At 68.8% G+C, this 26,580-nt stretch carries 22 protein-coding genes; 10 read left to right on the forward strand and 12 right to left on the reverse strand.

Features of this window, described 5'->3' with window-relative positions:
* Positions 1-127: 127 nt before the first annotated feature.
* The 5 genes from EU805_RS04775 to EU805_RS04795 form a co-directional block, all read right to left on the reverse strand.
* Positions 128-1,945, reverse strand: coding sequence for a DNA polymerase Y family protein (locus EU805_RS04775; protein ID WP_370318165.1), 1,818 nt, complete (start codon positions 1,943-1,945; stop codon positions 128-130).
* A 10-nt stretch (positions 1,946-1,955) separates the two neighbouring features.
* Positions 1,956-2,606, reverse strand: a complete 651-nt coding sequence (locus tag EU805_RS04780) for an ImuA family protein (RefSeq protein WP_242494058.1) — start codon at positions 2,604-2,606, stop codon at positions 1,956-1,958.
* A gap of 216 nt (positions 2,607-2,822) precedes the next feature.
* Positions 2,823-3,341 (reverse strand): flavin reductase family protein, encoded by a 519-nt coding sequence (locus EU805_RS04785; protein WP_207208078.1) that lies wholly within the window; start codon positions 3,339-3,341, stop codon positions 2,823-2,825.
* On the reverse strand, positions 3,338-4,231 hold the full coding sequence (locus tag EU805_RS04790) for an aldo/keto reductase family oxidoreductase (protein WP_129762826.1): 894 nt from the start codon (positions 4,229-4,231) through the stop codon (positions 3,338-3,340). Before EU805_RS04790 ends, EU805_RS04785 begins: the two co-directional genes overlap by 4 nt.
* Positions 4,232-5,392, reverse strand: coding sequence for an LLM class flavin-dependent oxidoreductase (locus EU805_RS04795; RefSeq protein ID WP_129762827.1), 1,161 nt, complete (start codon positions 5,390-5,392; stop codon positions 4,232-4,234).
* A 59-nt stretch (positions 5,393-5,451) separates the two neighbouring features.
* On the opposite strand from EU805_RS04795, the gene EU805_RS04800 reads away from it, so the two are divergent.
* Together EU805_RS04800 and EU805_RS04805 are read left to right on the forward strand one after the other, a co-directional pair.
* The gene (locus EU805_RS04800) at positions 5,452-6,144 is read left to right on the forward strand and encodes a GntR family transcriptional regulator (protein ID WP_129762828.1); all 693 of its coding nucleotides are present in this window, start codon (positions 5,452-5,454) and stop codon (positions 6,142-6,144) included.
* Positions 6,145-7,233, forward strand: coding sequence for a Gfo/Idh/MocA family protein (locus tag EU805_RS04805; protein ID WP_129762829.1), 1,089 nt, complete (start codon positions 6,145-6,147; stop codon positions 7,231-7,233). It abuts the gene before it with no gap.
* A gap of 51 nt (positions 7,234-7,284) precedes the next feature.
* On the opposite strand, the gene EU805_RS04810 is transcribed toward EU805_RS04805, so the two are convergent.
* Genes EU805_RS04810 through EU805_RS04825 form a run of 4 tightly spaced genes read right to left on the reverse strand, consistent with a single transcriptional unit; the run spans position 7,285 to position 11,997 of the window.
* On the reverse strand, positions 7,285-7,851 hold the full coding sequence (locus EU805_RS04810) for a membrane integrity-associated transporter subunit PqiC (protein ID WP_129762830.1): 567 nt from the start codon (positions 7,849-7,851) through the stop codon (positions 7,285-7,287).
* Between the two features lie 3 nt (positions 7,852-7,854).
* A complete protein-coding gene (locus tag EU805_RS04815; protein WP_165351889.1) occupies positions 7,855-10,644 on the reverse strand; it encodes a PqiB family protein in 2,790 nt (929 codons plus the stop codon).
* Positions 10,637-11,260: a paraquat-inducible protein A gene (locus EU805_RS04820; protein WP_129763365.1), complete on the reverse strand. Its 624-nt coding sequence runs from the start codon at positions 11,258-11,260 to the stop codon at positions 10,637-10,639. The genes EU805_RS04815 and EU805_RS04820 overlap by 8 nt, the downstream gene beginning before the upstream one ends.
* Positions 11,261-11,310: 50 nt before the next feature.
* Complete coding sequence (locus EU805_RS04825) at positions 11,311-11,997, reverse strand: paraquat-inducible protein A (RefSeq protein ID WP_242494059.1); 687 nt, start codon at positions 11,995-11,997, stop codon at positions 11,311-11,313.
* 39 nt (positions 11,998-12,036) lie between these two features.
* Here EU805_RS04825 and EU805_RS04830 point away from each other — a divergent pair, with 39 nt between their 5' ends.
* Positions 12,037-12,723 carry a fumarylacetoacetate hydrolase family protein gene (locus EU805_RS04830; protein ID WP_129762832.1) on the forward strand — a complete coding sequence of 229 codons (687 nt, stop codon included), beginning with the start codon at positions 12,037-12,039 and terminating at the stop codon, positions 12,721-12,723.
* A gap of 114 nt (positions 12,724-12,837) precedes the next feature.
* Here the strand turns inward: EU805_RS04830 and EU805_RS04835 are convergent, their stop codons facing one another.
* Positions 12,838-13,476 carry a sugar transporter gene (locus tag EU805_RS04835; RefSeq protein WP_129762833.1) on the reverse strand — a complete coding sequence of 213 codons (639 nt, stop codon included), beginning with the start codon at positions 13,474-13,476 and terminating at the stop codon, positions 12,838-12,840.
* Between the two features lie 148 nt (positions 13,477-13,624).
* On the opposite strand from EU805_RS04835, the gene EU805_RS04840 reads away from it, so the two are divergent.
* From EU805_RS04840 to EU805_RS04865, 6 genes are all read left to right on the forward strand, one after another.
* Complete coding sequence (locus EU805_RS04840) at positions 13,625-14,494, forward strand: YihY/virulence factor BrkB family protein (RefSeq protein ID WP_242494060.1); 870 nt, start codon at positions 13,625-13,627, stop codon at positions 14,492-14,494.
* A gap of 166 nt (positions 14,495-14,660) precedes the next feature.
* Positions 14,661-17,345, forward strand: a complete 2,685-nt coding sequence (locus EU805_RS04845; protein ID WP_129762834.1) for an Ig-like domain-containing protein — start codon at positions 14,661-14,663, stop codon at positions 17,343-17,345.
* A 175-nt stretch (positions 17,346-17,520) separates the two neighbouring features.
* Positions 17,521-18,792: a TolC family protein gene (locus tag EU805_RS04850; RefSeq protein WP_165351890.1), complete on the forward strand. Its 1,272-nt coding sequence runs from the start codon at positions 17,521-17,523 to the stop codon at positions 18,790-18,792.
* Positions 18,789-21,005 (forward strand): ATP-binding cassette domain-containing protein, encoded by a 2,217-nt coding sequence (locus EU805_RS04855; RefSeq protein WP_129762836.1) that lies wholly within the window; start codon positions 18,789-18,791, stop codon positions 21,003-21,005. The genes EU805_RS04850 and EU805_RS04855 overlap by 4 nt, the downstream gene beginning before the upstream one ends.
* Positions 21,005-22,174: an HlyD family efflux transporter periplasmic adaptor subunit gene (locus EU805_RS04860; protein WP_129762837.1), complete on the forward strand. Its 1,170-nt coding sequence runs from the start codon at positions 21,005-21,007 to the stop codon at positions 22,172-22,174. The genes EU805_RS04855 and EU805_RS04860 overlap by 1 nt, the downstream gene beginning before the upstream one ends.
* Before the next feature lie 75 nt (positions 22,175-22,249).
* Positions 22,250-22,711, forward strand: a complete 462-nt coding sequence (locus EU805_RS04865; RefSeq protein WP_129762838.1) for a hypothetical protein — start codon at positions 22,250-22,252, stop codon at positions 22,709-22,711.
* Between the two features lie 111 nt (positions 22,712-22,822).
* On the opposite strand, the gene kynU is transcribed toward EU805_RS04865, so the two are convergent.
* Positions 22,823-24,013 (reverse strand): kynureninase, encoded by a 1,191-nt coding sequence (gene kynU / locus EU805_RS04870; protein ID WP_129762839.1) that lies wholly within the window; start codon positions 24,011-24,013, stop codon positions 22,823-22,825.
* 52 nt (positions 24,014-24,065) lie between these two features.
* Positions 24,066-24,827: an SDR family NAD(P)-dependent oxidoreductase gene (locus tag EU805_RS04875; RefSeq protein ID WP_129762840.1), complete on the reverse strand. Its 762-nt coding sequence runs from the start codon at positions 24,825-24,827 to the stop codon at positions 24,066-24,068.
* Positions 24,828-24,999: 172 nt separating this feature from the next.
* Here EU805_RS04875 and EU805_RS04880 point away from each other — a divergent pair, with 172 nt between their 5' ends.
* On the forward strand, positions 25,000-26,574 hold the full coding sequence (locus EU805_RS04880; protein WP_129762841.1) for a Re/Si-specific NAD(P)(+) transhydrogenase subunit alpha: 1,575 nt from the start codon (positions 25,000-25,002) through the stop codon (positions 26,572-26,574).
* Positions 26,575-26,580: the final 6 nt, after the last annotated feature.

Genomic DNA, 26,580 nt, shown 5'->3' on the forward strand with positions numbered 1-26,580 from the left:
ATCGGCGTCCCCGCCTGTACCGCCTGCAAAGCGTCGCACCGAGTGGTTAACGAACCCTTACTTCTTCTGGCCAAAAATATCCCGGGGGAGCCCGAAGGGCGGGGGCAGAGCCCCCTGTCGACGCAGGTCACGCAAAACACCCGTGGACGAACCAGCGCGGGGTCTCACCGCGGTCGTCGCCAAGCACGCCGTCACGGTAGATCCACAGGCGGTGGCCGGATTGCGCCTCGATCCGGTAGTAGTCGCGCAGGCGGGTGCCGGGGCAGTCCGTCCACCATTCCGGCGCGATCCGCTCGGGCCCCGCGAAACGGGTGATGCGCTGGGTCTGGCGGCGCCAGACGAATTGTGCAGGCGGGCCTTCGGGAACGGCGTAGAGGACACGGATCTCCTCGGGGCTGTCGAAAAGGGTCACGGGGCGGGCAGGCGCGGGCAGAGTGCCGGTGTCCGGGGCGAGGCCGGACATGGCGGGCAGCCAGTGTTCGGCCCGGTCGGGCATGTGTCGTGGCCGCGGGGCGGGGATCTGGACGGCCGCGTGGCCCAGCCGGGCCACCAGCCGGTCGATCAGCTTGGCACGGGCGGCGCTCTCGTCCGCGCGCCCGTCGAGACGGGTCTGCACCCGGGCCAGATCCTCGGCCTCGTTCGCTTCCAGCGTGATCAGATCGAAGCCGAAGCCGGGGTCGATCCGCTCCAGCCGGTCGCCCCACAGCCGCATGAGGTGCGCGGGATCGCGGGTCGGGCGGGCGGTGGCGGCGGTTATGCGCGAGACTTCCCCATCGGTGCGGTAGACGGCGATGGTCAGGCGCCGTGCCCCGAAGCCCGCCTGTTCGAGGGCCGCACAGAGATCCGTGCAGAGATCCGGCAAATGCGGCGCCGGGTCCTGCACCGGTTCGGCCAGCCGGGCCTGGACCGCGAAGGACGGCGGTTCGGTCTCGGCGCTGACGGGTTCGGGCAGGCGGCCCTGCAACTGGTCGAGCCGGGCGAGCGGGTTCTGCGGCAGGGCCGTGGTGGCGAAACGCCGGGCCAGGCTGGCGCGGGGCACGGCGCAGAGGTCCCCCACGGTCTTGAGGCCCAGGCGCTGCAGCAGCAGTACCGTTTCGGCATCGAGCCGCAAGGCGCGGGTCGGCAGCGGGGCCGTGGCCTGTGCCAGCGTGTCCGGTGTCGCCACGGTGCGGACGGGACCGTAGCGGGCCAGCGCCCAGGCGGCTCCATGGGTCGGCGCCATCGCCAGCCGGGTGGACAGGCCCAGCAGGCTGAACCGGCCTTCGATCTCGCGCAGCATGGCGGCCTCACCGCCCCAGAGATGGGCGGATCCGGTGGTGTCCAGCACCAGGCCGTCCTCGCCGTCGGGCGCCGTCCAGGGACACCAGCGGCGTGCCCAGAAGCTCAGGCGGCGCAGGGTGGCGCGGTCGCCCTCGGGATCCGCCGGCTCGACCCGGATCTGCGGGCAGAGCGCACGGATATCGACGACCCGTGCTCCGGGAATGATCCCCTGGAGGGCGCCGGCACGATTGGTGGCATGGACGACGGGGCCATGCGGTCCTTCGGTGGCCAGGACCACGGGCAGATCCTCGGGCGGGGCATCCTGGCGGCCTTCGGCCCAGCGCAGCCAGCGGGCCATGGGCAGATCCTCGAAGACGAGGCTGACGATGCGCCGCGACAGCGGATCGCGCGCCGTCTTGGTGCGGCTCGGCACATCCTGCCCGTCCTTGCGCTGATCGGGATCCGCCGTGGCGCCCTGGATGTGGTCCGCGTGCTGGATCGGGGCGGCGGGGAACAGCGGCGTGGAGTCCTGCCGGGACCCGGGCGTCTCGCAAGGCGCGCGGTGGGCCCAGGTGCTTTCGACCTGTTGCAGGGCCGTCAGCGCCCGGGACAGACCTGTCCGGGGCGACGGACCCTGATCCCCCGAGGAGGCCTGCGCAGATCGAAGGGCGCGGGATTCGTCCACCACGTCCATCTCAGGCGGTGGCGCGCTGTGGCGCCTGTGCGGCGACGGGGTGCGTCAGGCTCAGCGCGCCGTCCGCCGGCTGGGCGACCCAGGTGCCGGGCGCGCGGCTGCGGGCGCGAAAGAGCTCCGCCTGCCATTGCGGAACGCCAGGCGCGCGCGCGTCGTAGGGGTCGGGCAGGGCCGGCAGCGCGCCGATACGCCAGCGCAGGCGTGCGGCACTCAGGTTCGCGGTCGCGGCCCGGCGCAGCAGCAGGGCGGGGGTGGCCCGGGCTTCCGCCCGCAGGGCGATGCGCTTGGTGGCGGTGAAGTCGAGCACGGCCGGATCGCCCCAGACCTCCGCGATGACGGCGCAGATGCCGTCGCTGTAGAGCGATTCCTCCATCGACCAGAGCACGTCCACGGGGCGGTTGGCGCGCACGTAAAGCAGCTTCAGACCGCGCGGCAGGCCCGCGATGCAAGGGCGCCCCGCCTCGCGCCGGGACAGGCGGTCCTGGATCCAGACCACGGGGCGGGGATCTTCCGCGAACCGGGCCAGCTGGGCGCAGGCAAAGCCCGTGACGGCACCGTCCAGCGTGCTGGTGGCGAAGAGTTCCGACAAGGTGGGCTCCGCCCCCGAGGGGGCGTCGGTCGCGTCGGGAAGAGGGTCAGACAGGCGTGTCACGGGGCAGATCCGATTCCGTTTGTTCCTGTTATGTTCTAATCCGATTCCCGGTTTCGGTCAATTTGAGTCGCGCCTGCTGCCCGGATAAACCGGTGTAAGGTACTGGCAAAGGATTGAAAATTTCGACACGAAAAAACGGGGCTCTGCCCCCGCCCGTGCCGGGCTCCCCCGGGATATTTCGGGCCAGAAGAAGCCCCAAGCCCGATCTTGCCGCGGTTACGCGTCGTCCTGGGGCTGGAACGCGCCGTAGCGTCCGCCGTGGAAGACGAGGGGGGCGCCGCCGGTATGGTGGGCCTTCGTGACCTCGCCCACGACGATGACGTGATCGCCCGCATCGTGGGTTGCGGACAGGGTGCATTCGAAGGTCGCGAGCGCGCCTTCGATGATCGGCATCCCGCAATGGGACAGGTGCATCGGCACCTTCGAGATCGCGGTCTTGGAGCCGATGATCGCGGCACAGACGTCGCGCTGGTCGGCGGCGAGGACATGGACCGCAAAGCGGCGCGCGCCCGCGAAATGTTCGAACCGCCGGCTGGACTTGGCAGGCGACCACAGCACCAGCGGCGGATCGAGGCTGACGGACGCGAAGCTGTTGGCCACGATCCCCACGGGCCCTTCGGCACTGTCGGTGGTCACCACGGTCACGCCGGTCACGAAGGACCCCAGCGCGCCGCGAAAGCTGTCGGGATCGCTGGCCGGATCGAAGGTCGCGATGGTGCCGCTGTCCCTGCTCATGCCACCTCTTCCCCGCGCGCGGCGGTGTAGAGCGTGAACCAGTCGGTCCGGCTGAGATCAACCTCAAGAGCGTCGCCCAAGGCCTTGATGCGGCTCAGATTGTTCGTGCCCATCACCGGCAGGATACGGGCCGGATGCGCCAGCAGGAAGGCCGTCGCCACGGCGGCGCGGTCGGTGCCGGTGTCCTGCGCGATGCGGTCCAGCTCTGCCGCGAGGGCGGCATTCGATCCGTCCATCAGCGCACCACCCCCCAGCGGGGACCAGGCCATGACCGGTTTGTCCAGCCGCTGCAGATGGGCCAGGTCGCCGTTCACGAAAGCCTCCCGCGCGGCGAGCGACAGTTCGATCTGGTTGGTGGCGAGCGTGGTCTCCATCGCCGATTGGAGCAGGTTCCAGTCCCAGGGGCGGAAGTTCGACACGCCCACCGCGCGCACCTTGCCTGCGGCCACGAGGTCGTCGAGCGTGCGGCCCGTCTCGTAATGATCCATCAGCGGATCGGGACGGTGGATGAGCAGAAGATCGATCCGATCCAGCCCCATCAGCGACAGCGAGGCGTCGACGGAGGCCTCGATATGCGCGCGGCTGGTGTCGTAATGTTTCACCGGTGCCCCCGCATGGCGGCCCGCGTCGATGACGATGTCGCACTTGGTGACGATCTCGATTCGGTCGCGCAGCCCGGGGGATTGCTTCAGCGCCTGCCCCAGGATCTCCTCGGCCATGTAGCCGCCGTAGATGTCGGCCTGGTCCATGGTGGTGATGCCCTGATCGAGGCAGGCCTCGATCTTGGACTGCACATGGGCGGGCGAGGTGTCGGCGTCATCGCCCAGGCGCCACATGCCGTAGACGATGCGGCTGAAATCCAGCTCGTCGGTGATCGATACGCGGTCCATCTAGCGGCGCTCTCCTGTGCCCAAGGGGGTGGCGGGTGGCTCGGACGGCACCCGTCCGTAGACATGGGGCAGCGAGCAGGTTTTCAACTCCGGCAGGACCCGCGATCCGAAATGCCGGGCCTCCTCGATATGCGGGTAGCCCGAGAAGATGAAGGCACGGATCCCCATCTTGCGATAGGCCTCGATCTTGCTCAGCACCTGATCGGTGGATCCGACCAGCGCCGCACCGCAGCCCGAACGGGCGCGCCCGATGCCGGTCCACAAACCCGGCTCCACATAGCCGAACTTGTCGGCCAACTCGCGGGCGCGGGCCTGGTGGGCCACGCCGAGAGAGGTGGAATCATGCGCCCGGTCGCGGATCAGCGTGCCGTATTCGTCGTCGAGCTGGCTGGCCAGATGCTCGGCATATTCCTTGGCCTCGGCCTCGGTGTCGCGGACGATCATGTGCACCCGCAGCCCGTACTCGAGCGTGCGGCCGTGCTCTTCGGCGCGGGCATGGACGTCGCGCATCCGCTGCGCGAGCTGGTCCATCGGTTCGGGCCACATCAGGTAGACGTCGCAATGCGCGCCGCAGAGTTCCAGCGCGGCGGGCGAGTAGCCGCCGAAGTACAACAGCGGCCCGCCGGTCTGGTAGGGCTTGGCGGGATCGGTGGATACGCCTTTGAAGTCATAGACTTCGCCGGTGAAGTTGATCTCGTCCCGCGTCCAGGCCTGCTTGAGGATCTGCACGACCTCGTGGCTGCGCCGGTAGCGGAAGGCGCTCTCGGCCACCTCACCGGGGAAATCGGAGGAGATCACGTTCAGCGTCAGCCGCCCTTCGAGCATGTGATCGAGCGTGGCGACGGTGCGCGCCAGCATGATCGGCTGCATCTCGCCGCAGCGGATCGCGGCGAGGAAGTTCATGCGGGAGGTCAGCGGGGCCATGCCGGCCACGTAGCTCAGCGTGTCCTGGCCCACCTGGAAGGACGAGGGGCACAGGATGTTGTTGAAGCCTTGGCGCTCCGCCTCCAGGCCGATGTCGCGGCAATGCGCCCAGGACGAGCGCAGATCGCCCTCCGGCACGCCGAGCAGGCGGTAATCGTCGGAGCAGAGCGCGGAGAACCAAGACACTTCGGAAGCGTCGAGGTCGGGGCTGGTGATGGGCACGATTGTATCTGTCATGGGTCTTGCGTAGCACGGGGGCAGGGGTGTAGCAATCCTGTATCAATTCGAGGCGACCCGTGGCGCAAACCCTTCCCAGATACCTGTCGATCAGCGAGCGGCTGGTGCGCGAGATCGCGGCCGGTCTCTGGGCCGACGGCACCCGCCTGCCGCCAGAGCGCGAGATGGCGGCGGATCTGGGCGCCTCGGTCGGCACCCTGCGCAAGGCCTTGGCGGACCTGACCGAAAAGGGTCTGCTGGAACGGCGCCAGGGATCGGGAAACTACGTGCGGCACCGCACCGACGTGACCTCGATCTACGGGTTCTTCCGGCTGGAACTGCCGCGCGGCGGGGGGCTGCCATCCGCGCGGATCCTGTCGACCGGGCTTCACGCAGCACCCCCTCTCGCACCGGCGGGTTGGGGCGGCGAAGGATTTCGCCTGCGCCGTGCCCGCGCGCTCGACGACACCCCCGTCGCGGCGGAGGAGATCTGGCTGAGCCCGACGCATGCGATCCCCGACCGTGCGCTGGGGCCCTCGCTCTACCGTGTCTACCGCGAGCTTTTCGGGATCATCGTGGCCCGGGTCGAGGACCGCATCGACCTCGGCCGTGCCCCCGGCTGGATGCCCGAGGGGACCACCCTGTCGCCGGGCGATCCGTGCTGTCACGTCGCGCGCACCGCCTTCGATTCGACCGGGCAGATCGTCGAGATCTCGTCCACATGGGTGGATACCACCCGTGCCAAATATGTATCCCGCGTAGGAGCCGGCTGAATGCCTCGTCCCCTGAAATACGGCCTGATCGGCTGCGGCATGATGGGCCGCGAGCACATCCAGAACATCGCCCTGCTGGACGACGCCCGCGTCGCGGCCGTCTACGATCCGGTAGAGGCGCTGGCCGCGTCCGCCGCCGAACTGGCAGGCGGGGCGCGGGTGGCTGCTTCGATCGACGATCTTCTGGCCGAGGAAGCGCTCGACGCGGTCGTGCTGGTCAGCCCCAACGATTGCCACGCCGACCAGTTGCGGCAGGTGACGGCGCTGCCCGTCGCGGTGCTGTGCGAAAAGCCGCTCTACATCGATCCCGCCGACGCGGACGAGCTCGCGACCCTGGCCGCGCGGCATCCCGCGCCGATCTGGGTCGCGATGGAATACCGCTACATGCCGCCCATCGCAGCCTTCCTCGCACAGGCGCAGGAGGCCACGGGCGGGATCAGGATGCTCACGATCCGGGAGCATCGTTTCCCCTTCCTGCCCAAGATCGGCAACTGGAACCGCTTCAACGCGCGCTCCGGCGGGACGCTGGTCGAGAAGTGCTGCCATTTCTTCGATCTCATGCGCCTCGCACTGGGGTCCGATCCGGTGCGGGTGATGGCCTCGGGATCGGCGGACGTGAACCACCTCGACGAACGCTACGACGGCGCCGCCCCCGACATCTGGGACAACGCCTACGTCATCGTCGATTTCGCCTCCGGTCAGCGGGCGATGCTGGAATTGTGCATGTTCGCCGAAGGCGCGCGCTTCCAGGAGGAGATCACCGCCACGGGTCCCAATGGCCGGATCGAGGCGCAGGTGCCAGGGCCCGGCCGGTTCTGGCCCAAGGACCTCGGCCCCGCGCCGACGCCGCTGCTGACCATCAGCCCGCGCAACCCCCGGGGGCCCTACACGGCCGAGATCCCAGTCGACCCGCACCTGCTGGAGGCGGGCGATCACAACGGATCGACCTTCTACCAGCACCAGCGCTTCGCCGCCGCCGTGCGCGGCGAAGGGCCGGTCGAGGTTTCGGTCACCGACGGAAGCTGGGCGGTGCGCATAGGTCAGGCGGCGCAGACCTCGGCCCTGACGGGGCAGTCGGTCACGTTCTGAGGCGCGGGTGCAGGGCCCTGCGGCGCGCCACGCCGCAGGCGCGATCCGCGCTCAGCTTGCCAGGCTGCGGGAAATTTCCTCGGCCAGCCGCGTGATGGCAAGCCCCTGGGCCGCCACGGCGCCGGGGATGTCGGGGGTCGCCATCGGGATCGTGTAGCTGAAGCTCTCCGCGCTGTTGGGATAGTCGATCCCGTCACCGCCGATGAAATACTGCCCCGACATCACGAAGTTGCCGGTCACGGCGCTGCCCAGCATCTGCGAGACGCGCACGTCGACCACCACGTCCGCAAGCCCCGGGAAGGGCCAGGGATCGGGGCTGACGATGGCGCTGAGGATCCCGTCCATCTGGCGCGACAGCGACAGGGTGACCGCCCGGGACGGCTCGTCCGCGGCCAGAAGATCCCCGTCGGAGCTGATCACCCCCGGCGCGGTCTCGATCCCCAGCTCCTCGGTCGCGGCGTAGGTGGGCAGCGTCACGTCGCGCACCACGACGGAGCCTACGTTCGCGCGCAGGTTCAGCGCGGGTTCCGGCGTCGGCATGTCCAGGCGGGTGATCGTGCTGCCGCAGGCGGCAAGCGCGGTCAGGCCGAGGGCCGCGAGAAGGATCGTTCTGGTCATGGGTTATCGCCCCGTCAGCAAGGAGTTGGGATTGCGCTGGATCTGGCGGGCCAGCGTGGTGATGGCATCCGCCGCGGTCTGAAGGTCGCGCAGGGTCTGCTGCAGTTCCGCATCGACGCGCGATCCGGTGCCGTAGCTGCCGATGGTGGTATTGGCGGTGCCGATCAGCCCGCGCGCCTCGGACGTGAAGGCGGGCAGGGTGGCGGCGGCCACCTCGATCGCGTCCGCCGCGTCCGACGCCGATTGCAGGGCCGCGTTCACGTTCTCGATCGCGCCGCCTTCGCGCACGTCCGCAAGGATCAGCTGCAGCTCGTCCAGGGCCGAGGACAACGACGCGGGCAGGGCCTGCGCCGAAGGCGTCCCGGTGATCGCCGAGATGTCGTCGAGCACACCCGTCGCCGCCGCCGAAAGCGCGTCGAGGTCCATCCGCGCGGCCTCCGCCGAAAGCTGGTTCAATTGCTCGGTGATCGCGGGCAGCTGGGCCGAAGCGGTCTCGATGTTCTCCGCCGCGGTGGCCGCCGCCGCGATGGCGTTGGTCAACTGGCCGCTGATGTTCTGCGCGGTCAAATCCGACAGGATCTGGCCCGCTTCCCCCGTCACGCTGCGCAACTCGCCCGGCAGGGCCTGCACGTCACCCGATTCGACCAGCAACCGGACCTCTTCCAGCAGCTGGTTCACGAAGACCGGCACCTCCGCCAGGTCGTCGTTGGAGGCCACGGCCTCCACGCTGGCGAGGGCCTGGTCGGCCTGGGTCAGCAGCGCCTCGAGCTCCAGCGCGTTGAGCTTCGCCAGCGTCGCCTCGAGCTGGTCGGAGATCTGCGGCAGGTTCGCCGTGCCGTCCTCGACATTGGTGAGGATCGCACCGGCCTGGCCCACGACGTTGTTGTCCTCGATGCTCTGCACGATGCCCAGCAGGCCGCCCGCGGTGTCCTGGACCTGCGCCAGCAGCGCGCTGACCTGCCCCGGAACCGCCTGCACCCCTTCGGAGGCGACGAGCGCCTGCGCCTCGGCCAGAAGCTGGTTCAGGAAGACCGGCACTTCCGCAAGGTCGTCGTTCGAGGCGACCCCCTCCACCGCGACCAGCGCGGCATTGGCCTGCGCCACCAGCGCCTGCAGTTCCAGCTCGTTGACCTTGGCCAGCGTCGCTTCGAGTTCCGTGGTGATCTGCGACAGGTTCTGCGTGCCGCCTTCGACGTTGCTCAGGATGGTGCCGGTCTGGCCCACGATGTCCGCATCCTCGACGCTCTGGACGACGCCCAGAAGGCCCGCGGCGGTGTCCTGCAGCTGCGCCAGCAGATCGGCGATCTGCGTGGGCACCTGCTGCACGGGCTCGGAGTCGACGAAATCGCGCACGTCCGCAAGCAGGCCCGCGACCTGTTCGGGGGTGTCCAGCACACCGTCCGACCGAAGGATCGCGTTGGCGCTGTCCATCACGTCGATCGCCGAGGCCAGCAGATCCTCGATCGGCAGATCGTTGATCCGGGCGAGCACGCCCTGCGCCTCGTCGGCGACGTCGGTGATCTGTGACGCGGTGCTGGGGATGATCGGGTAGGGCTCCGCCTCGGTGTCGAGCACCACGGGCAGCGCATCCGCGACCTCCACCAGTTCGACGATCAGCCCGCCGGACAGGATGTTTCCGGTCGCCAGCCGCGCCCGCAGGCCCTGGTCGACGAAACTGGCAAGCAGGTCGAGCGCGTTCTCCGGCGTGGCCTCGTCGCCCAGGCCAAGCCGGGCGGGTTCGATCGACAGGATGGTGCGCAGGTCGATCCGGGTGTCCTCGGGCGCCTCGCCCGAGACGACCGTGGCACCGAGGTCGGTGACCTGGCCGATGCGGATGCCCTGGTAGCGCACGTCCGAGCCCACCGTCAGGCCGCTGACCGACCCGTCGAACAGCACCGCCACCTGCAGCTTGGGCGCGCCCGCGTCGTTGAAGAGGCTCGACCGGGCGCTTTCCTCGTCGGTGAACAGATCGAAGATCTGCCCGTCCTCGATCGGCTCCCCGCCCGAGACGACGGTGTCGAAGGCCACACCGCCCTCGATCAGAGAGGCCAGGGACGAGACGTTCAACGACACGCCGCTTGCGCCAAGGCTCACGCTGAAGCCCGCGGTGTCCCAGAACCGGGTGGAGGAGGTGATGAGCGCGTCGTAGGGTTCGCGCACGAAGGCGGCCACGGTCACCGATTGCCCGTCATCGGACAGGACCGGATCGGACAGGACGCCCACCTCGATCCCCTGGTGCAGGATCGGCGCCCCTGCCGACAGGGCGGTGCCTTCGTCGGTGCGCAGCACCAGCTCGGTGCCGCGCTGTCCGGGCGGGACCACCGGCGGCGTCTCGAGCCCCTGGAACCGGTCCTGCGGATCGCCCGAAACCTCGTTCCAGTTGCCCTGGATGTAGACCCCCGACAGCACCGTATCGAGACCAGAGATCCCGCGCACGCTCACGTCGGGGCGCACCACCCAGAACCGCGCATCCTCGTCCATGTAGGCATGGACCGGCTGATCGACGCGGGCGTAGACCAGCACGTCCTGCAGGTCGCGCGTGAATTCGACCCGCTCGACCCGGCCCACGACCACGTCGCGGTAGCGGATCTCGGTCTCTCCCGCGACGATGCCGGAGGCGTTCTCGAAGGTGATCTCGATCTCGACGCCCAGGTCCTGAAAGGACTGCCACGCCACGCCGAGCGAGACCACGAGCGCCAGGATCGGCACGAGCCAGACGAAGGACAGCCGCCGCCAGATGCTGGGTTTCGATTGGCGCACGTCCAGGTCCGAGGCTTGGTTCGTCTCACTCATGCGCGGTCGGTCCTTCTGCATCCCAGATCAGCCGCGGATCGAACGCCATGGCCGAAAGCATCGTGAAAATGACCGACAGCGCGAAGCTCAGCGCCGCGATGCCGGGATTGATGGTGGCAACGGCCTTCAACTGCACCAGGGCCGAGAGTATGGCAACGACGAAGACGTCGATCATCGACCAGCGGCCGATGAATTCGACCACGTCGTATAGCTTGTGACGCCGGTGCGCGTTCGCCGGGCGACCGCGCTGCACGCTGATCGCGAGGTAGGCGATGGCGATGAACTTGCCGACCGGGATCATGACGGAGGCCGCGAAGACGATCCCCGCGATCCCGTAGTTGCCGTAGTGGATCAGTTCGATCACGCCGCCGACGATGGTCTGCTCGTCGTATTGGAACAGGCTTGCGGTGATCAGCATCGGGTAGACGTTGGCGGGTATGTAGGCGATCAGCCCCGCGATCAGCCAGGCCCAGACCTTCTGCAGGCTCTGCGTATCGCGCGATCGGATCGGGCCGTGGCAGCGTTGGCAGCGCACCGCGCGTCCCGCGTTGACCCGCCCGCAGCGACGGCAGGCGACGAGCCCCGCCGCCCGCGCGGTGGTCACCCCCGGTGGGATGCCGACGGGATCCGCGATCGGGGCGGTGACGGGCGTGTCGGGGGTGGTGCTCACACCGCGCCCTCCCGCTCCAGCGCCTTCCAGATGCTCAAGCGGCTCATGACGCGGTCGTTGAAGAGCGTAATGATCACCAGCACCACGAAGGCCCAGAACGCCGGACCGATGGTGACCGTGGCCAGACCCACGATCTTGACCAGCGCGACCGAGACGCCGACCATGAAGATCTCCGCCATGGCCCAGGGACGCAGCTGCTCGGTCATCGCGAAGGCCACGTGGGCGCCGCGCCGGGGGCGGTGACCCGTGACCAGCGGACCGATGGCGTAGATCAGCGCCAGCAGGCGGACCATGGGCAGCACGATGATGAAAAGCGCGACCGCCACGGCCAGCGGCACCCCGCGCCCTTCTGAGAAGGCCGTCACCGCGTTCAGCACCGAGGTCTGGTTCTCGAACCCCATCGCGTCGATGTCGATGAACGGAAAGCTGATCGCCGCCACCAGCAGGATCACCCCCGCGATCGACAGGCTGAGAAGCTGCGTCAGCGCCTGCTTGCGCGGGGCGAACAGGACGACGCCGCAGCGCTTGCACCGCGCGATGCTGCCGGGCGGCACCGGGGCGTCGATGTGCAGCGTGTCGCAGTGCGGACAGGCGATGAGATCTTCCAGGGGCGGCAGCGGCATGATCCCGATGAGTGGACGTCTGTCGACGAAAAAGGTGGCACTGGCGGGGCGGTGCTTCATATCCCGAAGCGACACCGACCCTAAACACGAACGATATCCATGCCAAATTATACCTTTGACGCCCCGACGCAACCGTTCCTGCCCGTGGCGGGGTCAGAGCTCCGTTACCCGGTGCGGCGGATCTTCTGCGTGGGCCGCAACTACGCCGACCACGTGGCCGAGATGGGCGGCTCGACCGAGCGCGACGCCCCGATCTATTTCACCAAGTCTCCGCACGGGCTGCTGCAATCGGGCGAGGACATGCCCTATCCGCCGGGCACGCAGGACCTGCACCACGAGATCGAGCTCGTCGTGGCCATCGGGGCCGAGGCCCGCGCCATCGACCGGACCGCCGCACTGCAGGCGGTCTGGGGCTACGGGGTCGGCCTCGACATGACGCGGCGCGATCTGCAAGGCGTGGCCAAGAAAGGCGGCCAGCCATGGGATACGGCCAAGGATTTCGACGGCTCCGCCATCATCGGCGCGCTCACCCCGGCCGAGCGGTTCCAGCTGACGGAGGAGAAGATCCACCTTTCGGTCAACGACGAGACGCGACAGGACAGCCCGCTCGCCGCCATGATCTGGTCGGTCCCCGAGATCGTGGCGAACCTTTCGACCCTCTACACGCTGCGGCCGGGCGATCTGATCATGACCGGCACCCCCGCGGGCGTGGGACCGGTGAACGTGGGCGACCGGCTCGTGGGCAAGGTCGACCGGCTGGAGCCCGTGACGACGCGCATTGTTTGAGCACTTCTGCGCGGCGCTTCGATTTCCTGACGCGCGACCTCGACCTTTCGCGGGGCAGGGCAAGGCGCCTGGGTGCGGGCCCCGCGGCAAGGACACGCGCGCGACGGGCGCCGCTCAGGTCTCGGGTGACGACAACGTGATCTCGCAGGGCAGGGCGTGGTCGATCACGCGCTGCGCGTTCAGGATGTCGTTGCTCTCGGCCCGTCGGGTCGCGGCGGCGCGGCTGTGGTTGAGGGCCAGCCACCGATGAATGAGCCGCGCGCGCAACTGGGGCATCGGCACCTCGATCCGGACGGTGAGGTCCCACAGCGGGGCCAGGTACTCCCAGGGCGGTTCCTCGAACATCAGGTAATTGCCCTCGACGATGACGATGGGGCAGCTCGCCGGCACCGCGATGGCCCCCGCGACGGACAGGTCCCGGGTACGGTCGAACATAGGGGCGATCACCTCCGCCGGGTCGGACAGGCGCCGCACGAGGTGCAGGAACCCGTCCGCGTCGAAGGTCTCCGGCGCGCCCTTGCGGTGCTGCAGGTCGCGCGCTTCCAGAACCGCGTTGTCCAGGTGAAACCCGTCCATCGGCACGACGAGGGCGGGGATCTTGCGCAGGTTCAGGCGGCGGCACAACTCCCTGGCGAGCGTGGTCTTTCCCGACGCCGGCGCCCCGCAGACCGCGACCAGCATTCTGTCCTTGTCCGCCCGCCTGGCGTCGATCTGGTCAAGCAGAAGGTTGACCTGGTCGTTCACGTCGATCACGGGCAGTGCCTTTTCGCAGGGAGGGTCAGGGCCGATTAGCGACAAACGGCAGTCACGCGCAAGCGCGTGGGATGACGGGCAGGCCACATCGCCCGGAATTTACGCATCTTTGCTTGGGCTGCGCCCGCAAACGCCCTACGACTAGTCTATGGCCGATGTCTCGCGCACCTCTGACGACACTCCCGGATTGCTGCAGCGTGGCTGGCGGCTGGCGATGGACGTCTGGACCACGGCCGCCGAACGGCACATCACCCTGATCGCGGGCGGCGTCGCCTTCTTCGGGATCTTCGCGATCTTTCCCGGCATCGCCGCGGTCATCTCGCTCTTCGGACTGATGGCCGACCCCGCGGTGGTGGTCCAGCAACTCGACCTGATGGAAGAGATCATCCCGCGGGAGACCTATCTTCTGCTCGTGGGCCAGATGGGCCGCCTGCTCGCCGCCCAGACCGAGACGCTGGGCTGGACCTCGATCGTGTCGCTGGCGCTGGCCGTCTGGGCGGCGCGCCTGGGGGTGGCGGGGCTGATGGATGGTCTCAACGCCATTGCGGGGCGGCGCGCGCGCAACGGCTTCAAGCAGATCGTCGTGGCGCTCACGCTGACTGTGCTTCTGGTGGCCCTGTCGCTTGTCGCGCTGATCGCGGTCGTGGTGGCGCCCATCGTCATCGCCTTCGCGCAGCTGCCCGACGACACCGCCTGGGTGCTCGAGGGGATTCGCTGGGCGGTGGCGCTCTTCGTGCTCTATGCCGCCCTCAGCCTGCTTTACCGATTCGGACCGAACCAGCGCGACGCGCGTCTGCGCTGGATGACGGTGGGGGCGGCCACCGCCGTGGTGCTGTGGATCGGCGCCTCGGCCGGGCTGTCCTACTACCTGGGGAACTTCACCCGCTACAACGAGGTCTACGGCTCGATCGGGGCCGTCATCGGCATGCTGCTATGGCTGTACCTGACCGCGTTCCTGATTTTGCTGGGCGCCGCCCTTAATTTGCATGTGCACGGATCCGTCGACGGCGAACACTAACGCGGAGCGCGCCGTTCGGTTGCGACAAATGTGTCACCCCTTGGGCGAAGATGGGGCGACGCCCTGCGGAATGCCTCTGGATTCGGCCCTGGCGCCTCGATAGCTTCAGGGCAATCAAAACCGACATGTCCCTTGATGGACATGCACATGAGGCGGAGCAGTTATTATGTCGACGATTGAATTCGTCGTCCGCAATAGTGCGGGCGGATTGCAGCGTGGCACGGTCGCACCGGGCGCCGGCGCGCAGAACATCGTGGTGGGGTCGGGCGACGACGTGTCGCTCAACCTGCAGCGCGGCCACGTCCTGAGCTACGCGCGCCAGGGCCAGGCGCTTCAGATCATGCTGGTGGATGGCGAGACCATCACCATCGAGGGCTTCTTCGGCGCCGACGGCAGCGTTCAGAACGAGCTGTTCCTCTCCTCCGGCGGCCAGCTGAGCCAGGTCAACCTCTACCAGGGCGACGGCAACCTGATGGTCGCGGAATACGTCGACGAGGACGGCTTCGGCAAATGGTCCCCGGACGACGACCTCTACTTCATCCAGGTCGCATCGCTCGACGCCAGCAGCGATTCCGAGGCCGGCATGCTGGCCGCTCCGCTGCTGGCGGGCTTCGGCGGCCTGGGCGGCGGCACTGCGGCACTGGGGGCTGCGGCGCTGGGCGGCGGTCTTCTGCTGACCGGCGGCGGTGATTCCGACGACGAGACGGACGAGGGCGCGGCACCGGGCGGTGGCGACGGCGACGATTCGTCGACCGACGAGGATGTCCCGACCGACGGCGGCGGCGATGGAAGCGGCGGCGGCGACGGCAGCGGTGGCGGCGACGGCGATGGCGAGGGCGGCGACGGCGACAACGGCGGCGGCGACAACGGTGATGGTGGCAACGGGGACGGCGGCGCCGATGACGGCGACGGCGGCGACGGCGGCGCCGATGACGACGACGGCGGCGACGGTGACACCGATGACGGCGGCGACAACACTGGCGACGGCGACAACGAAGACGACGGGGACGGCGACGGCGACACCGGCGGTGGCGATGGCGGCGACGATGACGGCGGCGCCGGCGATACGGCCACGATCACCATCACCGACGGCGTGCGCAGCACCGGCGACAGCGTGAACAACGACACCTGGACCAACGGCGTGACGATCACCGGAACCGGAACCCCCGGTGCCGCCGCGACGCTCGTGATCAACGAGCAGACCATCGACTTCACCATCGGCGGCGACGGCACCTGGTCGGTCGACGTGCCCACGTCGATTCTGCCCGAGGGCGAATACGAAAGTGCGGTCACCGCGACGGTCACGACCTCTACCGGGACGGCCACCGACAGTGATTTCATTGACGTCGACACGATCAACGACATCACGATCGACACCTCGAAGTCCGGCGGCGACGGCACGCTCAACGCGGTCGAACGCACCGTGTCCGGCCTGACCGTGACCGGCACCGCCGAGGCAGGCATCGCGGTCGCCGTCACCATCGGCGAAGTCACCCGCACCACGACGGCGGATGCCAACGGCAATTGGTCCTACACCTTCGAATCCTCGTTGGTGAAGACCGGCGAATACGATCTGACCGTCACCGCAAGTTCGACGGACGCCGCCGGCAACAGCGCCACGGCAAGCGGCACGGTGATCATCGACACCGAGCTCAACGTCACCTTCGACGGCTCCACGGTCGAGACTGACGGCACGATCAACATGGTCGAACGCGCCGACGGCGTGACGCTGGAAGGCACCGCCGACGCGGGCTCCGAGGTGCGGGTCCAGTTCCGGGGCGGCGCGCACACCGTGATCGCCGATGCCGACGGCATCTGGAGCGCCGATTTCTCGGCCGCCGAGATCGGCACCGGCAACATCGAGGAGACCTCGCTCGTCACGGTGACCGCGACCGACACGGCCGGAAACGTGGCTACGACCTCCGACACCGTCCGGATCGACACCTTCGTCAACAAGCTGACCCAGAACCAGCCGGTCGAAGGCGACGACGTGGTCAACCGGGCCGAGGCCTCCGACGGCATCACGCTGAAGGGCCAGGTCGAGGCGGGCTCCACCGTGCGCGTGACCTTCGACACCACCGACAGCGGCGTGGGCGGCGGCACCGTGACCCGGACCGCCACCGTGACCGCCTCGGGCAACTGGTCGGTCGACTTCGCGGCGGGAGAGATCCCGGACGGCGAATACACGGCCAACGTCTCGATCCAGGCGACGGACCGGGCGGGCAACACCGCCACGATCACCGACACCTTCGAGGTGGACACCCTGCCGCCCGAAGCCCCCGACGTGACGGGTCACTACGTCAAGTCGTTCGCCGGGACGACCGATATCACGGTCGCATCGACCGACGACGATATCGACGTCTATTCCTTCGAAAGCGGCGGCGGCGATTTGATGGAGATCTCGTCCTCGGAATACGCGACCGCCAGTCCGAAAGGCGGCATGTGGTTCGGGTTCGCCAACCCCGTCAGCGACGGGCGCCACATCATTGTCGCCAGCGAGGACGAGGCGGGCAACACCAACGCGACCTACCTCGTGCTGGACGAGAACGGCACCAATGTGGTCGATCCGACTGCCGCAGCGCTGAAGGGCTTCAACATCGGCACCATCGACATGTCGCTGGCCGACAAGTCGACGCTGACGCTCAGCAAGGCCTCGGTGGACGCACTGTCGCAGAACGACAACGTCCTGGTGGTGAAGGGGGCCTTCGACGACAAGGTCACCTTCGAAGGGCCCGCCCAGAACACCGGCACGCAAAACGTCGACGGAGAGACCTACGACGTCTGGGACCTCGACGGCTCCACGGTGCTGCTCGACCCCGAGATCGTCATCGGCAACAGCGGCGTCAGCTGACCTGGCTACGGGGCGCGTCCCCCGCAAGCGGCGCACCATAGGCGTCATCGGCAACGACCGATGCGCCGCGATTTCCCCGGGCTGTCCTAAGGCCCGGGGGGATCGCACCCAAACGATAATGAATACGGGCGGATATCGGGTGACGGGCAGGACCTTCACGAAGACGACGGGCGCAATGTGTCTTGCACTTGCCCTTTCCGCCTGCGCGGGGGGCGAGGAGGTCTCGCGCAGTGACGCCAACCCCGCCGACATCGCCCTGCAATCGTCCCCCGCGCTCGATCCCGGACTGCCCGGCGAGCAAACGTCTTCCCTGATCGCGGATCTGCGCGCCCGTCGCTCGGTCCTGCCGCAGGGACCTTACACGCAACTGGCCACCGACGTGCTCGCAAGCCGCACCCTGCCGGCCGAGCAGGAGTTGCGCGCGGCCCGGTTCCGCGCCCAGTCGGCGTCGAAGAACTGGCTGCCGTCGGCAGGTCCGCAGGTGAACCTGACCTCCGTGGGCAGCCTCGTGACGACGCTCTTTCTCGAGCAGACCGTGCTCGACAACGGCCGCAAGAAGGCCGAGCGCGCCTATGCCAACGCGGAAGTGGAGCAGGCTTCCGTCACGCTGGTGCAGGCCGCCAACGACCGGGTGGCCGAGGCGCTCGGGCTGACGCTGACCGCCCAGGCCGCGGAGGCGCGCGCCTCCATCAACGATGCGGCGCTGCCCAAGCTCGACCGCTATGCCTATATCATGGACGAACGGGTCCGGGGCGGCATCTCAAGCCCGGTCGACGCGCGCATCGTGCGCGACAAGCTGGCCGAGATGACTTCCCAGCGTGATCTCGATCTCGAAGGAGCCGCCGCCGCCCGGGCCGAGCTTGCCACGATGACGGGCGGACAGGCGGTGGCGCTTCCCGACCTTGCGGACCTGCCGGCGGACCCCGCCGTGGAACCGCTGCCGATCCTGCAGGCCCGCGCCAAGGCCGCGCTGGCCGACGCCGAGGCCGATGCGGGCAAGGCGGGCTTCTTCCCGGGCCTGTCCGCCGTGGCGAGCCTTGGCAGTGAATCGGACGCGGGGCTGACCGCCCAGATGAACCAGAACATCGGCTTCGGCACCCGCGACGCCATGCGCGCGATCGAGGCGGAGGCCACAGCCGCGCGCGCCGCCGTCGCGCAGACACAGGAAGACACCGCCCGCCGGATCGCCGCGCTGGAGGTCGAGCGCGCCTCGAAGCTGCGCCAGCTCGAACAGGCCCGCAGCCTCGCCGCCAACGCGACAGAGACCTTCAACACCTACGTCACCGCCCACCGCGAAGGCCAGCGCACCGTGCGCGAGGTCGTCACCCTTCTCGAAGCGCAGGTCGATGCGGCGCGCCGGGCGGCGGGCCTGCGGTTCGACGTGATCCGCACGGAAATTGACCTCGCCGCCCTGCGCGGCACCCTCGTCGATGGAGAAACGCTATGACCGGACCCGTGATCGCCTTCGACGCCGGTGCCACGCGCGGCGCGAAGCTCGCCCGTATCGAGCCCCGGAAGGTGCCCGCCAGCGAGGCGAAGCCAGCCCCGTCCGCGCCGCCCGCCTTCGACGCCGTGGCGCGCCAGCGGGCCGAGGTGGCGGCCTGTTTCGCGGGGCTGCTGGGGCAACCGCTCAAGGCCAGCGACATCCTCGAAACGCAAGGCCCCGACGAGACCGGCGCGCTCACGCCAGAGGCGATCGTGGCCGCGTTGAACGACGCGGGCCTGGCGGCCGAGGCTACGGTCGTCCTGCCACCCAAGCCCAAGACATGGCCCGCCATCGCGCGGCTGACCTCCGACAAGCTCGTGGTGGTGCTGGAGCAGACCCGCGACACCGTCGTCATCCACGACCCCACCGCCCGCGACAACCGCGAGGAGGTGCCGCTGCGCGAGTTCACCGAGCATTTCACCGGCCGCGTCATCCGCGCCACCGTGCCCGCCGCCGTGCTGACCGAGCGTCACGGCACCAAGGTGGGACAGGGCCACTGGTTCTGGTCCGAGATCCTGTCCTTCCGCCGCATCATCGGCGAGGTGGCACTCGGATCGCTGGTGGCGAACCTGCTGGCCGTGGCCGTGGCGCTCTTCTCGCTGCAGGTCTACGACCGGGTCATCCCGAACCAGTCCACCGCGACGCTCTGGGTGCTGACGATCGGCGCGGGCCTCGCCCTGCTGCTGGAGGCCTCCTTGCGCATCGCCCGCGCACGCCTGATGGACAACGCGGGCCGCCGGGTGGAGCTGCGCCTGCAGGAGATGCTGATGGGCAAGCTTCTGGGCATGAAGTCGAAACCCGACGCCTCGCCCAGCCAGACCTTCGCCGCGATGCGCGAATTCTCCTCGATCCGCGAGTTCTTCACCGCCTCGACCATCGGCTCGCTCACGGACATTCCCTTCGTCTTCCTGTTCCTCGCCCTCGTCTGGTCCATCGGCGGCCCCGTCGTCTGGGTGCTGGTCGCGGGCGGCGTCCTCATGGTGCTGCCGTCACTCTTCCTGCAAAAGCGGATGATGGCGCTGACGCTGGCCACGCAGGGCGCCTCCACCAAGTCGAGCCGCCTGCTGCAGGAAACCGTCTTCGAGGCCGACACCATCAAGTCGCAACGCGCCGAAGGCCGCTTCGCCCGGCAATGGGCGGAGCTGACTACGCTGTCCGCCTTCTCCAACTCCGAACAACGGCGCCTGTCGAGCACGCTGACCTCCTGGGCGCAGGGCGTGCAGCAGGCCACCTACGTCTCCGCCGTGGTCCTCGGCACCTTCCTCGTCTTCGCCGGGGAATTCACCGTCGGCACGATCATCGCCGTGGGCATCCTGACCTCGCGCACGCTGGGGCCGCTCACGGGCCTCGCCAGCCTGATCGCGCGCTGGTCCAACACCAAGGCCGCACTCGAGGCGCTGGACAAGATCGTCGAGGCCGAGCAGGACGACGACACCGCCCGCACCTACCTGCGCCGCGAGACCCTGCGCGGCCAGTTCGAGCTGCGCGACCTGTCCTACAGCTACGATCCCGACGGCGCGCGCGCGCTCGACATCGCGGGGCTGGAGATTCCGGCCGGCCAGACCATCGCCGTGCTGGGCGCCAACGGGTCCGGCAAGTCGACACTTCTGAAGCTGATGGCAGGGCTTGCGGATCCCACCACGGGCCGGGTGATGATCGACGGCGCGGACATGGCCCAGGTGGCGACCCGCGATTTGCGCCGGTCCATCGGCTACCTCGGTCAGGAAGTGAAGCTCTTCGCGGGCAGCCTGCGCGACAACCTCAACCTCACGCAGCTCGAACGCGACGACGACCGGATGCTGGACGCGCTCGACTTCGCGGGCCTGGGCCAGTTCGTGCGGGCCCATCCCAAGGGGCTGGATCTGGACATCCGCGACGGCGGGGCGGGCCTGTCGGTCGGCCAGCGCCAGTCCATCGGCTGGGCGCGGCTCTGGCTGCAGGACCCGTCGGTCTGCATCCTCGACGAGCCGACCTCGGCGCTCGACCAGACGCTGGAGAACACGCTCGTCAGCCGCCTGGGCGACTGGCTCAAGGACCGCACCGCGGTCGTCGCCACGCATCGCATGGCGCTGCTGCAGCTCGCCGATCGCACCATGGTGCTGCACAACGGACGGCTCGCCGTCGACGGGCCGCGCGACCAGGTCCTGGCGCATCTCTCGAAGGAGGCCTCCTGATGGCGCTTGCCGATACCGATTTCACCCGTGCGGCCCGCGGTCCCAGCCTCGTCGTCTGGCTGGTCGCGGCCACCGTGCTGATCTTCATCGTCTGGGCGAAGTTCGCCTGGGTGGACGAGCTGGTGCGTGCCCCCGGCGAGGTCGTCAGCGCCTCGCGCCCGCAGATCGTTCAGAACTTCGAGGGCGGCATCCTGGCCGAGGTGCTGGTCGCCGAAGGCGACACGGTGGAGGAAGGCGACGTCCTGATGCGGCTGGAAGGCACGCAGTTCGCCTCCCAGGTCCGCGACCTGACCGAACAGGTCAACGCTGCCACCATCCGTCGGCTGCGGCTGGAGGCCGAGATCGCGGGCCTCTTCGACTTCGAGGTCCCCGCCGAGATCGACGAGGCCGCCGCCGATACCGTGGCCTCCGAACGCGCGCTGCTGGCCGCGCGGCAGGCCGATTATGCGGCCAAGGTCGATGGGGCCGCCCGCGTGATGGAGGAGACCCGCATCGAGCTTGACCTGATGGAGGACATGTTCGCCCGAGAGATCGTCTCGCAGATCGAGGCCTCCGGCGCGCGCAAGGCCTTCGCCGACGCCGAGATCCGCTACAACGAGGTCGTCACCGGCGCCGAACTGACCCGCGCCACCGAATATTCCGAGGTCCTGCAGGTCCTCGCCACGCTGGAACAGAACCTCGCCATCGCGCGCGACCAGCTTGACCGGACGGTGATCCGCGCGCCGATGCGCGGCGTCGTCAACGACCTGGCCGTCACCACCATCGGCGGCGTCGTGCGCGCGGGCGAGCAGATCGTGCAGATCATCCCCTCCGACGACGCGCTCTGGGTCGAGGCACGGGTCAGCCCGCAGGACATCTCCGGCGTCACCACCGGCCAGCCCGCGACGGTGAAGCTGACGGCCTACGACTACACGATCTACGGGTCCCTCAAGGGCGAGGTGCACACGATCAGCGCCGACACCTTCAAGGACGAACGCCGCCCCGACATCGACCCGCACTACCGCGTCATGCTGCGCGTCCAGACCGAGGATCTGGGCGTGCGCCAGTCCCGGATCGAGCTGCGCCCCGGCCTGCAGGCCAGCGTCGAGTTGCACACCGGCGAGAAGACCATCCTGAGCTACCTGACCAAGCCGCTCTACCGCAGCCAGGAGGCGCTGCACGAGCGTTAACCGCACGGTAAGGGGCGCGGTCCTAGGGTGGCGTCGCACCGCCCCGACAGGACCGTTTTCAGCCAGGACAACGTCATGCCCCAATTCCGCCGACCGGCCCACCAGATCACGCCGACCTACGAAGACCGCGGATTGTTCCGCTCCGACTATTGCGCGCAACGGTTCGACCTCGTCCCGATCGTGCAAAGCAACAGCCGCAAGGACCTGATCGTTACGGCGCTCTTCCGGGGCGAGCACGTCGCGCCGATCCTCTTCGCCGGGCGGCGCAGGCGCTATGCCGAACAGGTCATGTCCCGGCTGGAGGCCTTGCGCGGCGCGCTGCCCGCGACCCGGTCTGTGGATGTCTTCGCCCGACGCGGCGCGCTCCTCCCGCTGGAGGTCGAAGGCACCTGGCGGCGCCTCGTCTCGGAGGATCGTCACGGCATCCTGCACCGCAGTTACCACTTCATCGCGGCCTGCTGGACGCTGACGCTGGGCGACGGACGGCGCATCCGCTTCGGATTGCCGCCCGCGGTTCCGGTCCGGACCCTGGACTGAAGCGCGCGCGACCTCTCTGGCATCGAAGCGCGCGTCGCCTTCGGGACGGGCGTGGCGGGATGAGCACATCGGTCGGTCCGATCTGCGTGGACAGGCCGCTACGCCGTTCTCTCAGGTGACGGCGCCGCGGGCCTGCATCGCGGGGTCGTCCCACAGGCGGTCACGCATCACGCGGGCAATGACCTCCACCGCGCGGTCGACGTCACCTTCGTCGATGAAAAGCGGCGTGAACCCGAAGCGCATGATGTCGGGCGCGCGGAAATCGCCCACCACGCCGTGCGCGATGCAGGCCTGCATCGCGGCATAGCCCTCCGGGTGCCGGAACGACACCTGGCTGCCGCGCGCCTGCGCGTCGCGTGGAGAGGCGAGGTCCAGGTCGGGGCAGGTGGCCTCCACCCCCGTGATGAAGCGCTCGGTCAGCGCGACGGAGGCGTCGCGCAGCGCCGTCATGTCGATCCCGTCCCAGATGTCCATCGAAGCCTCCAGCGCCGCCATCTGGATCACCGGCGGCGTGCCCACCCGCATCCGCGCCACGCCCTCTCCGGGCCGGTAGGATTGCTCGAATGCGAAGGGCGTGTCGTGGCCCAGCCAACCGGCGAGGATCGGCTTGGCCACCTGCGCGTGCCGCGGGGCCACGTAGATGAAGGCCGGCGCACCGGGTCCGCCGTTGAGATACTTGTAGGTGCAGCCCACCGCGAAATCGGCCCCCGCGCCTGCGACGTCGACCGCCAGTGCGCCCGCCGAATGCGCCAGATCCCAGACCGTCACGATTCCCAGCGCCTGGGCCTTCGCGGTCAGCGCCGCCATGTCGTGCAGGCGCCCCGTGCGATAGTCGACCTGCGTCAGCATCAGCACCGCGATCTCCTCGGTCAGGTGATCCGCCACATCCTCCGGCGCCACGACGCGCAGGGACCTGCCGCCGCCCAGCGCCTCGACCAGACCTTCGGCCATGTAAAGGTCCGAGGGGAAGTTCCCGCTGTCCGACAGGATCACCCGCCGGTCGGTCATCGCAAGCGCGGCCGCCAGCGCCTGGAACACCTTCACCGACAACGTGTCGCCCAGCGTGACATGCCCCGGCTCCGCCCCGATCAGGCGCCCGATGCGATCGCCCAGCGCCATCGGCTGCGCCATCCAGCCGGCCCGGTTCCAGCCGGTGATCACCATCTCTCCCCATTCCTGTTGTAGTGTGCGGGCCACCCGTTCGGGCGTCGCGCGGGGCAGGGGGCCCAGCGAATTGCCGTCGAGGTAGATCATCCCCTCGGGCAGGTGAAACAGCGCCTTGGTCGCGGCGAAATCGGTCATGGTCGTCCTGTCGGTTGAAAGAAATATGCGCGTCTTGAAGCGGCGATCGCAGTCAAACCTGCCCGCCTGAAAGCTGGATCGTCTGACCGTTCACGCTGCGCGCCGCGTCGGAACACAGCCACATCAGCGCGCCCGTCGTCTCGTCCACCTCCAGCAGGCGGCGGTGACGGTTGCCCTTGGCGATGATCGCTTGGGCTCCCGCTTCGTCGACCTCGAACCGGCGCATGAGCCCCGGCAACTGGTTCTTCACGATATCGGTGTCGACGTAGCCCGGGCAGAGCGCGTTGAAGGTGACGGGCCGCTTGCCCAGGTGTTCCTCCGACAGGCCCCGCATCAGTCCGATCACCGCGTGCTTGGAGGCGGTGTAGGGCACTGCGTTCTTCAGCCCCCGCTTGCCCGCGATGGAGCTGACCACGATTATCCGCCCCTCCGCCTCGGGCGGCAGATGGGCCAGCACCTCGCGGAATGTCAGGAACACCCCGTCGAGGTTCGTAGCCATGGTCCGCCGCCAGGCGTCCAGGCTGGTCTTGGCGAAGGGGCCGCCTTCGGCGATGCCCGCGTTGGCGATGCAGATCCCCACGGGCCCCCGCGCCGCGACGGCCTCTGCGATCCCGTCGCGGACGGAAGTCTCGTCGCTCACGTCCATGGCCAGGGGATGCAGGCCCGGCGTCTCTTCCGCCGCGGCGCGCAGTCGTTCCAGCCCGCGCCCGGTGATCGTCACCTGCGCGCCGGCCTCCGCCAGCGCCCGCGCGATGGCCAGCCCTATCCCGCTGCCGCCGCCGGTGACCAGCGCGTGTTTGCCCTCGTGTTCCATGTCTTTCCCCCTGATGCCGCCATGCTAGTCCCGCGCCGGGGGCTTTGCAAAGAATTGCCGCCGCGTCACAACGGTCCGAAATCGACCGGGGCGTTCGCGGATGCAGCATCTTGTGAAACATAATTGCGCGGGCTAGGACTCGACCCACCGCAGCGATGAGGAGGCCCCCGCTATGAAGATCGGCGCACCGACGGAAACCTACGCGGGGGAGGCGCGGGTCGCCTTGACACCCGCCTCCGCCAAGGATCTGGCGAAGCTGGGGCACGACTGCCTGATCCAGTCCGGGGCCGGGATGAAGGCGGGCTTCACCGACGACGCCTACCGCGCCGCCGACGTCACGGTGGTGGAGGATGCCGCGGCGCTCTTCGCGCAGGCCGACGTCGTGGTCAAGGTCCGCCCCCCGTCGGAGGAGGAGGTGGCCCTGCTGCGCGAGGACCAGACCCTCATCAGCTTCTTCTACCCCGGCCAGAACGAGGATCTGCTGGCCCGCGTAAAGGACCGGGGGGCCACGCTGATCGCCATGGACATGGTTCCGCGCATCAGCCGCGCGCAGAAGATGGACGCGCTGTCGTCGATGGCCAATATCGCGGGCTACCGCGCGGTGATCGAGGCGGGCAACAACTTCGGTCGCTTCTTCACCGGCCAGGTCACCGCGGCGGGCAAGGTGCCGCCGGCCAAGGTGCTGGTGGTGGGCGCGGGCGTGGCCGGGCTGGCCGCGATCGGCACCTCCGTCTCTCTGGGGGCGATCACCTACGCCTTCGACGTGCGACCCGAGGTGGCCGAACAGGTCGAATCCATGGGGGCGGAATTCGTCTTCCTCGACTTCGAGGGCGAACAGCAGGACGGATCCGCGACCGGCGGTTACGCCGCCGTCTCCTCGCCCGAGTTCGCGGAAGCGCAGCTCAGGAAGTTCCGCGAGATCGCGGGCGACATGGACATCGTCATCACCACCGCGCTGATCCCGGGCCGCGAGGCGCCGGAGCTGTGGACCGAGGACATGGTCAAGGCGATGAAGCCCGGCTCCGTCGTCGTGGACCTCGCGGCCGAGCGGGGCGGCAACTGCAAGCTGACGGTCAAGGACGACAAGATCGTGACCGAGAACGGCGTGACGATCATCGGCTACACCGACTTCCCCAGCCGCATGGCCACCCAATCCTCGCTCCTCTATTCCACCAACGTCCGGCATATGCTCTCCGACCTGACCCCCGACAAGGACGGCCGGATCGACCACGACATGGACGACGACGTGATCCGCGGGGCCACCGCGACCCACGAAGGAGAGATCACCTATCCGCCGCCCAAGCCCAAGGTCGCGGCCATCGCGGCCCAGCCCCGCAAGGAAAAACCGAAGGAGCTGACGCCAGAGGAACGCCGCGCGGCAGAGGTCGCGGCCTTCCAGCAGGAGACGAAGACGCAGGTCGGCCTGCTGGCGATCGGCGGCGCGCTGCTTTTGCTCGTGGGCCTCGTCGCACCGGCAAGCTTCATGCAGCATTTCATCGTCTTCGTGCTGGCGGTTTTCGTGGGCTTCCAGGTGATCTGGGGCGTCGCGCACAGCCTGCACACGCCGCTCATGGCGGTGACCAACGCGATCTCCTCGATCATCATCCTGGGCGCGCTGGTGCAGATCGGTTCGGGCTCGTTCCTCGTCGTTCTGCTTGCGGCGCTCGCGGTCTTCATGACCGGCATCAACATCTTCGGGGGCTTTCTCGTCACGCGGCGCATGCTCGCCATGTTCCAGAAGTCCTGAGGGAGA

The sequence above is a fragment of the Salipiger sp. IMCC34102 genome, from assembly GCF_004145405.1.
Classification (GTDB): domain Bacteria; phylum Pseudomonadota; class Alphaproteobacteria; order Rhodobacterales; family Rhodobacteraceae; genus Loktanella.

Excerpts from the sequence above, each read along its gene's own strand:
- EU805_RS04815 (WP_165351889.1), bottom strand. The coding sequence starts at position 10,644 with ATGAGTGAGACGAACCAAGCCTCGGACCTGGACGTGCGCCAATCGAAA.
- EU805_RS04880 (WP_129762841.1), top strand. The coding sequence starts at position 25,000 with ATGAAGATCGGCGCACCGACGGAAACCTACGCGGGGGAGGCGCGGGTC.
- EU805_RS04825 (WP_242494059.1), bottom strand. The coding sequence starts at position 11,997 with ATGAAGCACCGCCCCGCCAGTGCCACCTTTTTCGTCGACAGACGTCCA.
- EU805_RS04805 (WP_129762829.1), top strand. The coding sequence starts at position 6,145 with ATGCCTCGTCCCCTGAAATACGGCCTGATCGGCTGCGGCATGATGGGC.
- EU805_RS04810 (WP_129762830.1), bottom strand. The coding sequence starts at position 7,851 with ATGACCAGAACGATCCTTCTCGCGGCCCTCGGCCTGACCGCGCTTGCC.
- EU805_RS04830 (WP_129762832.1), top strand. The coding sequence starts at position 12,037 with ATGCCAAATTATACCTTTGACGCCCCGACGCAACCGTTCCTGCCCGTG.
- EU805_RS04785 (WP_207208078.1), bottom strand. The coding sequence starts at position 3,341 with ATGAGCAGGGACAGCGGCACCATCGCGACCTTCGATCCGGCCAGCGAT.
- EU805_RS04875 (WP_129762840.1), bottom strand. The coding sequence starts at position 24,827 with ATGGAACACGAGGGCAAACACGCGCTGGTCACCGGCGGCGGCAGCGGG.
- kynU (WP_129762839.1), bottom strand. The coding sequence starts at position 24,013 with ATGACCGATTTCGCCGCGACCAAGGCGCTGTTTCACCTGCCCGAGGGG.
- EU805_RS04840 (WP_242494060.1), top strand. The coding sequence starts at position 13,625 with ATGGCCGATGTCTCGCGCACCTCTGACGACACTCCCGGATTGCTGCAG.
- EU805_RS04845 (WP_129762834.1), top strand. The coding sequence starts at position 14,661 with ATGTCGACGATTGAATTCGTCGTCCGCAATAGTGCGGGCGGATTGCAG.
- EU805_RS04855 (WP_129762836.1), top strand. The coding sequence starts at position 18,789 with ATGACCGGACCCGTGATCGCCTTCGACGCCGGTGCCACGCGCGGCGCG.
- EU805_RS04850 (WP_165351890.1), top strand. The coding sequence starts at position 17,521 with ATGTGTCTTGCACTTGCCCTTTCCGCCTGCGCGGGGGGCGAGGAGGTC.
- EU805_RS04860 (WP_129762837.1), top strand. The coding sequence starts at position 21,005 with ATGGCGCTTGCCGATACCGATTTCACCCGTGCGGCCCGCGGTCCCAGC.
- EU805_RS04795 (WP_129762827.1), bottom strand. The coding sequence starts at position 5,392 with ATGACAGATACAATCGTGCCCATCACCAGCCCCGACCTCGACGCTTCC.
- EU805_RS04790 (WP_129762826.1), bottom strand. The coding sequence starts at position 4,231 with ATGGACCGCGTATCGATCACCGACGAGCTGGATTTCAGCCGCATCGTC.
- EU805_RS04865 (WP_129762838.1), top strand. The coding sequence starts at position 22,250 with ATGCCCCAATTCCGCCGACCGGCCCACCAGATCACGCCGACCTACGAA.